The 11,273-nt window shown below is 34.7% G+C and carries 7 protein-coding genes; 5 read left to right on the top strand and 2 right to left on the bottom strand.

From position 1 onward, the window contains the following. Positions 1-11 precede the first annotated feature (11 nt). Both RHTP_RS06760 and mutL read right to left on the bottom strand, forming a co-directional pair. Complete coding sequence (locus tag RHTP_RS06760; RefSeq protein WP_138107368.1) at positions 12-1,085, bottom strand: M24 family metallopeptidase; 1,074 nt, start codon at positions 1,083-1,085, stop codon at positions 12-14. After that, positions 1,069-2,760, bottom strand: coding sequence for a DNA mismatch repair endonuclease MutL (mutL, locus tag RHTP_RS06765; RefSeq protein ID WP_138107369.1), 1,692 nt, complete (start codon positions 2,758-2,760; stop codon positions 1,069-1,071). The genes RHTP_RS06760 and mutL overlap by 17 nt, the downstream gene beginning before the upstream one ends. Positions 2,761-2,882: 122 nt before the next feature. Between mutL and RHTP_RS06770 the strand changes: the two genes are divergently transcribed. The 5 genes from RHTP_RS06770 to RHTP_RS06790 all read left to right on the top strand — a co-directional run bounded on the left by RHTP_RS06770 (position 2,883) and on the right by RHTP_RS06790 (position 10,722). Further along, positions 2,883-4,985, top strand: coding sequence for an ankyrin repeat domain-containing protein (locus tag RHTP_RS06770; protein ID WP_138107370.1), 2,103 nt, complete (start codon positions 2,883-2,885; stop codon positions 4,983-4,985). A gap of 366 nt (positions 4,986-5,351) precedes the next feature. Beyond that, positions 5,352-6,602 (top strand): hypothetical protein, encoded by a 1,251-nt coding sequence (locus RHTP_RS06775; protein WP_138107371.1) that lies wholly within the window; start codon positions 5,352-5,354, stop codon positions 6,600-6,602. A 147-nt stretch (positions 6,603-6,749) separates the two neighbouring features. Continuing rightward, complete coding sequence (locus RHTP_RS06780; protein ID WP_138107372.1) at positions 6,750-7,994, top strand: ankyrin repeat domain-containing protein; 1,245 nt, start codon at positions 6,750-6,752, stop codon at positions 7,992-7,994. 194 nt (positions 7,995-8,188) lie between these two features. Continuing rightward, complete coding sequence (locus RHTP_RS06785) at positions 8,189-9,427, top strand: CCA tRNA nucleotidyltransferase (RefSeq protein WP_138107373.1); 1,239 nt, start codon at positions 8,189-8,191, stop codon at positions 9,425-9,427. Then, a complete protein-coding gene (locus RHTP_RS06790) occupies positions 9,424-10,722 on the top strand; it encodes a hypothetical protein (RefSeq protein ID WP_138107374.1) in 1,299 nt (432 codons plus the stop codon). Before RHTP_RS06785 ends, RHTP_RS06790 begins: the two co-directional genes overlap by 4 nt. The last annotated feature ends 551 nt before the right edge of the window (positions 10,723-11,273 follow it).

An 11,273-nucleotide genomic window follows, 5' to 3' on the forward strand; every position in this document is an offset into this window, starting at 1 on the left:
TTTTTAACCTATTATTCGTCTGGATCAATGGGATAAAAAAACCGATATCCCTCTTCTGTAATAAGAATCATATCTTCATATCGCGCTCCACCAATATCTGGTAGATACAATCCTGGTTCAATTGTTACAACCATATTTTTTTGCAAAATCACCTGAGAATCCTTGCCTTGATGAGAAATTCGAGGAAACTCATGCGTTGTTAAACCAATTCCATGACCTAGACTATGCACAAAAAAGGGCTCTAAATCATGTTTTCTAAATACCTCGCGGGCAGCTAAATCAAGTTCTGCAAGTGTGATCCCCGGAGCACAAAGATCTAAAGCAGCTTTTTGAGCCTGCTTTACAATCTGATATAAATAAGAAAGTCGCAAGTGCGGTTCTTCAAAAAAAACAACTCGTGTCATATCAGAATGATAATGATCTACAACTACACCAATATCTATTAAAACGACATCTTTTGATTGCAAGGCAACATTTTGACTATGGTAATGAGGCATTGCACTATTTTTACCAAAAGCAATAATGGGCTCAAAAGCCAAACCATCTGCCCCTTGCTGCAGACAGAAAATTTCAAATTCTTTAGACAATTCTTTTTCTGTAATCCCGACTTTTAAAAGAGAACAAATATGGGTAAAGCCCTGCCTTAAGAGTTGAGCACTCATGGTAATTTTTCCAATTTCAACAGTATCTTTGATCGCTCGTACATTTTTAAGCAAGTTAGGATAAGCGACGAGATCTTTGTGATATTTTTGCAATCCAAGATACCGCTCATAAGACACCTTCTCAGAATCAAAGGCTATTTTTTTAAATGAGCTATGCGCAAAGAACTCTTCCCAAGCAATAGGAGAATCTCTTTCAACGGCTACAACTGCTTTTTCTACAGCTGATTGAAAATATCGATCATCTACAAGCAGAAGTTGTTTTTTTCGAGTCAATAAAAGAGAACCTTTAGATAAGGATAAACCGGTCAAGTAATAGAGGTCTATCGAATCTTCAATCAAACACGCTTCTATAGAACTCTCTAACTGCTCCCATAACCTAGCAACTCTTTTTAAAAAAAATTCCTTTTCACTTAAACCAATCATCGATTTGTCCCTTTGTAATACAGCTTATAGTCCTTTTGCCTAAAGGGCAAAAAAGAGGGTCTGGCAAACAAAGCAATTGCTCTACTAACCTCAAGGCTCGCTCTTGTGAAAATGGTTGCTTATTTTTACGAACCCATCTACACAAAATGGCTGCATACTTTCTATTTCCTTGTTCTTTACTACCTTGTAAACACTCTAACATGAGATCTCTTACTTGATCTTGTTTCATAAATTCAGGTATAGCCTCCACTAGGAAAGCAGACTCGCCAATAGGATGAAGCCTTAAACCTAGCTGATGCAACTCATCTAATATGCTCAATATCCCCTCGCTTTCTGCTTTTGAAAAAGATAAAGTATCAGGTAATAATAAAGTCTGCGATCCTTTAGGTTCTTCGGTTCTCCTCATTTCATCAAATAAGATCTTTGATTCTGCTGCATATAGATCAACCCCTATCATGGCTATGGTCTCTTTTGCGTCTAGTATTTTCAATAGGGCGGATTGGGGATATAAAAAAAGATAATGAGAAAACAACCCAATGACCTCAAGTGTATTTTCTATAAATGATTCTTGTTTGGATTCGGGTAAAGAGTCATACAAAATGCCAGAGGGGACCTCTTTTGTCCAAAAAGGGTTTTCATGATGACCATAAGAAATGGGTATGGAAGCACTTAGTTGATTTCCACTTCTTTTTTCTAACGCCTTTTCTACAGCCAATTGAATCGAGTTTTTTGTATATTTTTCCTCTTTTAAACGAATTTCTTTTTTTTGTGGATGAACATTTACATCTATTAAATGAGGAGCAATTGTACAGTGCAGAACAAATAAAGGATGACGATCTTTTTCAATTCGCGTAGAAAAAGCATCTCGCACCGCATAACTAAAGATAGGACAAACAACAACTCGACGGTTGACAAATAGATATTGTCCCGAACGATTTACACGCACCTTTAAAGGAGAAGCGACAAATCCCATTACCTCACAGCTCTCTTGTTTATGTGCAATTACATGAATATCTTCTACAAAATCATGACTAAGTAAAGTCTTAGCACGCACAAGCATTTCTTCTTGTCTATTTTCAGAAGCGCAAAAATCAAAGACTCTCTTATCCTGATGCCATAAAGTAAGTCCTATTTCTGGATAAGCTAAACTCAGAAAGGTCATTAATTTGGTAATCTCTGCACTACTTGCAGAAGCACTTTTTTGAAACTTTTTACGAGCAGGAACGTTATAAAATAAAGAACGAACTTCTATACTACTTCCCTTCACTCTAGGAGCAGGATCTATCGATAAAACCCTACCAGCTTCTACTTCTAGCTTAATTCCTGCTGCTTCATAAGAAGTAGTTAACGTAATCTTAGAAATAGCAGCAATTGAGGAGAGTGCTTCTCCTCTAAATCCCATTGTAGATAGATCAGATAAATCTTCTACTTTCTGGATTTTAGATGTTGCATGACGCATAAAACAGAGCAAAGCATCATCTCGGCTCATGCCCGATCCATTATCACTAACAGTAATGCTTTGAAATCCCCCACCAAAGATCTCCACTTTAACTTGAGAGGCTCCAGAATCAACCGCGTTTTCCACCAGCTCTTTTACTACAGATGCTGGATTCTCTATTACCTCTCCTGCAGCAATCTGATTAATGGTTTGTTCATCTAGAGTTCTGATCTTCATATAACCTAAAAATAATTAATCAAAGAATACACCTGATCAAAATTTCTGAACACAATCTCTTGAGCAATGCTGATTTAATAAGATGTAAATGCTATAATTATTTATCCAACTTAAGGAATTGTATGACAATAAATCCCCTCTTACCATCTTCTGCTTTATCGCCTCCAAATTTTATAAATGACCTTGGAGAATCCTTAATAGAAGCTTCAAAAAGTGGAAATTTCCCTATCATTCAACATCTTATGAAATCTGATCATGAAATTAAACTAAACAACTTAGGTTTCTCTCTATCAGTAGCTTCAGAAAATGGTTGCTTATCTATTGTAGACTCTCTGATAGCATCTACTAGATTTAATGAAATTAATTTATCTTACATATACGACTCCCTAATAAAAGCCTCAAGAAATGGTCATATAGAAATCGTACAAGCCTTTAAAAGAACTAATAGATTTCATGAAATCAAACCAAATAGCTTAGGTCGTCTTTTAGTAACCGCTTCAGAAAATGATCATCTCTCTATTATGGAAATTTTCATGAGCTTTCATGAAATAGACTCATCTTACATAGACGATGCTTTATTAGGAGCTTCAAGATATGGCCATATACAAATTGTACAAGCTCTGATAGCGTCAGATAAGTTTAATAAAATTAAATCAACTAGTTTAAATACTTCTCTATTAATAGCCTCAGAAAATGATTACTCATCTATTATCGAATCTCTGATAGCATCTACTAGATTTCATGAAATTAGCCTGGATTTAGGTCAAACTCTAATAGAAACTTCGAAAAACGGTCGAGTACTCATTGCAAAAGCTCTTATTAGATCTACTAGATTTCATGAAATTAGTCTGGATTATTTAGGTCAAGCTCTAATAGAAGCTTCAAAAAATGGTCGAGTACTCATTGTAAAAGCCCTTATTAGATCTACTAGATTTCATGAAATTAGTCTGGATTATTTAGGTCAAGCTCTAACAGAAGCTTCGAAAAATGGTCGAGTACTCATTGTAAAAGCTCTTATTGAGTCTACTAGATTTCATGAAATTAGTCTGGATTATTTAGGTCAAGCTCTAACAGAAGCTTCGAAAAATGGTCGAGTACTCATTGTAAAAGCTCTTATTGAGTCTACTAGATTTCATGAAATAGACTCATCTTACATAGATGATGCTTTATTAGGAGCTTCAAGATACAGCCATATACAAATTGTACAAGCCCTTATAACATCCAATAAGTTTAATAAAATTAAATCAACTAGTTTAGATACTTCTCTACTAATAGCTTCAGAAAATGATCATCTCTCTATTGTGGAATCTCTAATAACATCTACTCGATTTCATGAAATTAGTTTGAATTATTTAGGTCAAGCTCTAATACAAGCTTCGAAAAACGGCCACGTACTCATCGTAAAAGCTCTTATTGGATCTACTAGATTTCATGAAATAGACTCATCTTACATAGACGATGCTTTATTAGGAGCTTCAAGATATGGCCATATACAAATTGTACAAGCCCTTATAACATCCAATAAGTTTAATAAAATTAAATCAACTAGTTTAGATACTTCTCTACTAATAGCTTCAGAAAATGATCATCTCTCTATTGTGGAATCTCTAATAACATCTACTCGATTTCATGAAATTAGTTTGAATTATTTAGGTCAAGCTCTAATACAAGCTTCGAAAAAAGGTCGAGTACTCATCGTAAAAGCTCTTATTGGATCTACTAGATTTCATGAAACTATTCTGGATTATTTAGGTATATCTCTAACAGAAGCTTCAAGATATGGCCATATACAAATTGTACAAGCCCTTATAACATCCAATAAGTTTAATAAAATTAAATCAACTAGTTTAGATAATTCTCTACTAATAGCTTCAGAAAGTGATCATCTCTCTATTGTGGAATCTCTAATAACATCTACTCGATTTCATGAAATTAATTTGAATTATTTAGGTCAAGCTCTAATACAAGCTTCGAAAAAAGGTCGAGTACTCATCGTAAAAGCTCTTGTTGGGTCTACTAGATTTCATGAAATTAATCAGGCTTACTTAGGCCTAGCTCTAATAGAGGCTTCGAAAAACAACCAAACACTCATTATGAAAGCTCTTATTGGATCGACTAGATTTAGTGAGATTAATCCATCTCTTTTAAACAAAGTTTTAGAAGAAGCTTCGGGTTGCAATTATCTATCTATTAAATGGGCTCTCTTAAAAGACGCCATTTTTTAAATATAAAAAATTTGCTCTAGTTGAATATGTTCATTTCATCAAACTTTTTTTGAAATAACAATTTTAAAATTTGTCAGCAAATTTTCTTCTTATTAATTTTTACAATCCCTACATAAGATTTGAGAAATCAAATAAAACATTATTATAATAATTAACTGATCAAAATTTAAAAAACATACAAATAAAAAACACGATTAAATTAATTCATTTTTATGTTTTAATAAAACTAAACATTAAAAATCAAGGAGGATAAATTAAAAAAAACCACCGCTGAAATTAATCACTACTCATTCTAAATATCGACATCCTCCTCGTTACAAATCTTTGTCTCTCAAACTAATGGCAATAAATCTAATCAAGGAACCTATGTCAGATATCATAAATTCTCAACCCATATCAGATTCTTTCAAAGAGCAAAACATTCCTCAAGCGGAGATAAAACCATCTCTTCTCTCAACAGACCTAATCACTTCTGAGGATTTAAAAAAGCTTGAACAAGCACATCATGTATCTCAACAGATTCAGCAACAGGAGCCTAAACCTTTAACTAAAATCCAAAACAAAACCCGCTATACAGAAAAAAAGTCCATGATTCCGCCTGATATGCCTTTAAATGAACAGCATCTAGAAGAGATCGAAAAAGAACTCTCTATTCTAGAAAATTTATCACCAAAACAAAGATCCAAATTTTCTGATCAATTAATGCAAAAAGAATTTATGCTTATTGACCCTCTCATTAAACAAAAATTCTCTCAATTAGCCTCTCTATCGCCAGAAGAGCTAAAACCGTTTATTGAGCAATTAAAAGAAAATCTTAGTCAGCTCAAAAAAAACGTTAGCAAGCTAAAAAAGCTAGATCCAAAAAAGGCAAATTTTATCTTAAACACCCTACAAGGTATAGAGCTTGAATATACTTCTCCAGAACAGCAAAAAAAACTCATTAACCAATTAGAAGAACAAACAGCTACTCTAGTGAAAAACCAACAACTAGAACCTAAAATAGGTAACGTTCTCCTCCTCTTTTTAGCCTTTGCTAAAAGTCAAATGGATCAAAATGACAAAGCCATGTTAGCAGGTATAGAGCAAGTAAAAGTAAAAACAGCTCAATTAGAGATTAACGCTGAAGCAATAAAAGATCATGCTAACCAGTCCGTGCAAGGCCGTCATATGAGTACAACAAGCGCAGCGATACTTGCTGCATCCGTATTTGGCGCTTCCATTTTAGCTTTAACAGGCTTAGGACTCTTAGCAGGGGCGGGTCTTTTAAGCGGGATAGTTGCCATAGGAGGTGGGATTATGGCTTCTTCCTCTTTAGCATTAGGAGCAACTGCTGTATTAATTACTGGTTTATCTGCTGGTAGTATCTGTATCGCAGCTTACCAAAATCCAGAACTACCAGGTCTTGAATGGATGACAGAAATGGGGCCTGAAGATACAAAACTCATGCTCTCTCAAAACCTCATTAGCTTTTTTAATACCCAAACACAAAAGATTAACTCTCAGTTAGGCTCAACGGAGAAAATGTTTGTAGAGAATATTTCCGATAGATCTGCACAACTAGGCCAGCAATCAGGACAAGCAATTACTGAATTTGGACAAATGATGAAAGCTGGGTAAACCATTTTGGAGCTGTCTTTGTTAGTAAAGACAGCTCCACCTCTTAACAAAAGATTTCTGAATTAAAAAGTTTCCATACTAATTTAAAAAATTTAAGTTAATAGCAATAAATGCTAAAACTAGTTCTATTAATTAATGGAGCTTAATATGGCAATACCTTCAATCCTCTCAAACCCTGCTTTCTCATCTCCAAGTACTACGAGTGATGAAATAAATGAAAATGCCCTCAAAGTCTTAGGATTAAGATCATTATTTGAAAAAATTTGCTCAAATCTTAATCCAAAGGATATGAGTAATCTATTGCAAACCTGTAAAATAATCAAAAATACACATGATCATTTAAAAGAATCAAATCCAAACCACTACCATCTTTTGTTCGCAAAAGTTTTTGGATATATTGATGAAGACAAAACTTGCTCCAATATAGAGAAGGTTCTAAAAAAAGCTTCAAGGAGCAACAATCTAACTCTTATACATGCTCTTATGAAGCTTAATAAATTTAAGGAAATCAAACCAAATAGTTTAGGTTGGGCATTAGAAAAAGCTTCGAAAAAGGGCTATTTAGATATTGTACAAGCTCTTGTAGCATCTGAGAAATTTAAAGAAATTAGCCTGCCTTGTCTAAACCGAGTTTTAAGAACCAGTCATTTACCTATTATAGAAGTCCTTACTCCACAATATTACCTACTAAAAAAGGCAAGTACTGTCAATATGCATAGTCTGGGCTGGAGCCTAAAAAGGCATTCAGGGAACGGTGAGCTAAATATGATACAAGCTCTTATAAGGTTTCATGGTTTTCAGGAAGTTAGTTCCGATGATTTAGGCTGGGCCTTGGAAAATGCTGTAAGTAATAATCATCTACCTATTGTAGAAGCTTTTATAGAATCTGGCAGATTCCAGGAAATTGACTCATATTATCTAGGTTGGTCTCTAAGAGAAGCTTCAGAAAAAGGCCATCTACCTATTGTGCAGGCTCTTATAGCATCTAATGATGAATTTCAGAAAATTAGTCCTGATGACTTAGGTTGGGCTTTGGAAAATGCCTCGAGACATAGCTGTATATATATTTTGGAAGATATTGGATTTCAAAATGATGACCTTAAATCTTCTTTCCCATTTTTGGCTGAAAGAGGATCAAAAGAAGGTTATCCACTTGTTGTGAAAGCTCTTATAGAGTCTACTAGATTTCATGAAATTGATTCGCATTACTTAAGCTTAGCTCTAATTGAAGCTGCTGAAAACGGCGAGTTGGGTATTGTAGAAACCCTTATAACATCTAACAAATTTCAGGAAGTTAGTTCGGATAACTTAAGCAAAGCTTCGAACAAGGCTTTAGAAAAGGGTTATACATCTATTGTGGAAGCTCTTAATAACCTCCATATTGGAGTTTAATCTAAGAAGACACCACTGAAAAGACCCCTTAATGAGAATGCTTGAATTGTACTCTGTAAGTTATTTCATTGAGAGGTTGATTTTTCATTTTGAGGAACTGTTTAATTATATTAAGAAATCCAACCCATTTGGAACTGTCTTTGAAAAAGAGATAAAAGTAACATAGGTAAAAAGATCAACTATACAAAGCCTTTATGCGTAATTTTGCACTTGCTAAACAAATTGTACAAACTCTTGTAAAAGCTGGATTTACCACCTATTTTGCAGGGGGCTGGGTACGTGATTACTTGATGAATCACCCCTCTGATGATATAGACATCGCAACTGAGGCCCCAGTAGATGTCATCCAAAAGCTCTTTTCTAAAACAATCCCAGTTGGATTAGCTTTTGGCATTGTGATTGTGGTTGTTGAAGGACATCAATTTGAAGTAGCTACTTTTCGTAAAGAAAAAGACTATGTAGATGGAAGACGGCCTACTCATATCGAATCTGCTACTCCAGAAAAAGATGCACTTCGTCGAGATTTTACTATTAACGGTTTATTTTGGGACCCTCTTACAGAGACCTTATACGATTACGTAGAAGGACAAAAAGATCTCACAGCAAGGATCATTCGTGCAATTGGAGATCCACACGCTCGTTTTTTAGAAGATCGATTGCGTATGATACGAGCTGTGCGCTATTCCACTCGTTTTAACTTCTCTATTGAGATAGAAACCGATCAAGCCATTATCGCTCATGCAAAAAGCTTATTTCCTTCTGTTGCTATGGAACGTGTATGGCAAGAGTTTCATAAAATGGCTCAATTTGGGAAATTAGATAGCAGTTTTTTAGAACTATATAGACTAGGTTTATTAACGACTATTTTTCCGGAGCTTCAGAATCTGAAACTACAAGAGCTAGAAAAAAAAATAGAGCCCTTTAAAAGATTCCCTAAAAAAACCCCTGTCATTGCTTATGTATTAGAGCTATTTCCCGATCGATCTTTGGAGGAACAATTGTCTATTTGCGAGTATCTCAAACTATCTCGCATGGAAAAAAATTTCACTTTGTTTTTTCACCGCGCAAAAAAAATGTTATTTATGCCTAAAGATTGGAAAATAGAACTTGTTGAATGGGCGCATTTTTATGCAAATCCTCAGTCCTACGTTTGTCTGCAGATTTTTGGAAACAGTTTACCCAGTAAAGACAGAAGCGAATTTTTTGATTTTCATCAGCAAAAACAGCAGCTACTGAAAAAGGCAATTGAAAGAATTCAAAAAAAACAACCCCTTGTCACCTCTAGCTCTCTTAAAGCAGCAGGAATAGTCCCAGGCAAGCAGATGGGTCTTTTACTGCAAGAAGCCGAAAGGATATCTATTAATCAACAAATTCAAGATTCTCAAGAAATCATTTCTCAGCTTAAAAAAATGCCCCTTTGGAGTCGTTCATGAATCTCATCATAAACCTAATCACCTGTTTATCCTTTATTACTGCTGCATCCCTTGAACTTAAAAATTTCATTCCTCCTTTAGAAATTAGCTCTGCTTTTTATACCGTCCATTCTAATGAGCTTATCGCTCTTAAGGGAATTTCTCATCGAGCGGACTTTATAGAAAAGCTAAACCAAGGAAAATGGGAGCTACAGCCGGTTATTATTTCGCAAAGTGCATTTGTTTCAAAAGCGATGACGGAGCATTTAATGACAAATAAAAAAGATTCTGCTTTAGGTGTTAAATATAAAAAGGGTGATAAAATTACCAACATGGAAGGGGCTTTGCATACTTTTGTAACCCCTATTTGCCCTGTAACAATGTTAGGTGATTACATCTATAAAAAAAGACACGGTATTTTACTGCTAAATAACATGGGAAGAAGGGTTGTCTTAAGCGCTGCTATCCAGCCTGATTTCGAACTAGCAGGAAATGATGAAGTCATCATGAAAATTGTGGAAATTAAGCAACAACCTGTAATAGGGCAAGAGCTTCCTTCTGATTTTCAACCTCTTTGGAACCAAAGCAAGTGGAATCAAGAGGTATTTGAAAAAAAACTCAAACAATATGAGGAATCCTTACAAAAGCACCTCATTTATTTTTTAACAAAAAAGCACCGGTTACCCGCATTACATGAAGTGCAAAACATCATAACCTATCAAGAAACAATAGAGCTACTCGAGCAATTAATTTTGAAAGAAGATGTAGATATCCTAGAAGCTTTAGGCGATAAATTTTCTGTGTTAAATGATCATGTGATCTCTCTTGAAGCGTTATTTACCATTTATACACATCAACTATGTAATGAGTTTAGTGTTTTAGAGCACATGCTGCCTCAAGGATATGTTTATACGATTAATCCACCTGCCATTTTTACTACACAGATCGGAGGTGTAAAAAATGTCAATTTGCTCAATAGACTGCAAATTCTCAGCTTTAAACAGTTAAAAAAAACCTCTTCTTTTGAAAATTTAAAAGTGATCGGTTTTAACAATTATTCCGATAAGGAAGCCATAAATCTGTTTAGACACGTTTTTTTTGATAAGATCGTAGTAGAAACCCAAGCCCTTTTTGAACAAGGACATTATTCTATGAAAGATCCCTATGCTTTGGTTCTGCATAACAATAGCGATGCTTTTGGCCAAAACATAGAAACAGAAGGACCTTCGAGTTTAGACGGAGTAATAGGGAGTTATTCAGATGCTGCATGCCATCTGCAAAGAAATAGAGAAAATTTGGTGCGTTTTGTGATGTAAAAATTACAAAGAGCTAGATAAAAATTCAAATGTTTAAAAAAAACGTCCCTAAAGATAAGCTAAGCCATTCTATAAAAATACAGAGAAACAGTTGCGGGAATTAGCTTTATTAACTCATATGCAATAAGAATGGAACAATTAACTTGGAATCCTTTGATACATAAAGTCTTATTTCTTTCCTTCCAATCCTTTTAAATCTTCATAAAATTTTTAACTCTCAAAGAATTGATATATCCAGCCTGCATAATTCCCACTTAATACTGCCAATTTTTTTGTTGACTAAAAATTTTAATACAATGAAAATGCCCTTTCATTTTAGAGAATAAGCCCTCTATAAAGACGCTTTTAGAAGCTTGCATTTAATAATAGATGGAACCCCTTTAATCCAGGGCGATTTAACTAAAAATTTTTGATAGCAGATTAGGTAATATGGCATAGTAAAGACCTCAAATTTAAGGAGGTTCTATGTCACGCCGCAAGCCAATTGATTCCAAAATTCTGGAAGCCAGTAAGGAATTTAATGCCGAGGTCTTCGCAGAGACAGTTAAGGG

Source organism: Candidatus Rhabdochlamydia sp. T3358 (genome assembly GCF_901000775.1).
Lineage (GTDB): Bacteria > Chlamydiota > Chlamydiia > Chlamydiales > Rhabdochlamydiaceae > Rhabdochlamydia.

What these genes read in the sequence shown, in the direction of transcription:
- RHTP_RS06785 (WP_138107373.1), top strand. Translation starts at nt 8,189, where the DNA reads ATGCGTAATTTTGCACTTGCTAAACAAATTGTACAAACTCTTGTAAAA.
- RHTP_RS06770 (WP_138107370.1), top strand. Translation starts at nt 2,883, where the DNA reads ATGACAATAAATCCCCTCTTACCATCTTCTGCTTTATCGCCTCCAAAT.
- RHTP_RS06780 (WP_138107372.1), top strand. Translation starts at nt 6,750, where the DNA reads ATGGCAATACCTTCAATCCTCTCAAACCCTGCTTTCTCATCTCCAAGT.
- RHTP_RS06775 (WP_138107371.1), top strand. Translation starts at nt 5,352, where the DNA reads ATGTCAGATATCATAAATTCTCAACCCATATCAGATTCTTTCAAAGAG.
- mutL (WP_138107369.1), bottom strand. Translation starts at nt 2,760, where the DNA reads ATGAAGATCAGAACTCTAGATGAACAAACCATTAATCAGATTGCTGCA.
- RHTP_RS06760 (WP_138107368.1), bottom strand. Translation starts at nt 1,085, where the DNA reads ATGATTGGTTTAAGTGAAAAGGAATTTTTTTTAAAAAGAGTTGCTAGG.
- RHTP_RS06790 (WP_138107374.1), top strand. Translation starts at nt 9,424, where the DNA reads ATGAATCTCATCATAAACCTAATCACCTGTTTATCCTTTATTACTGCT.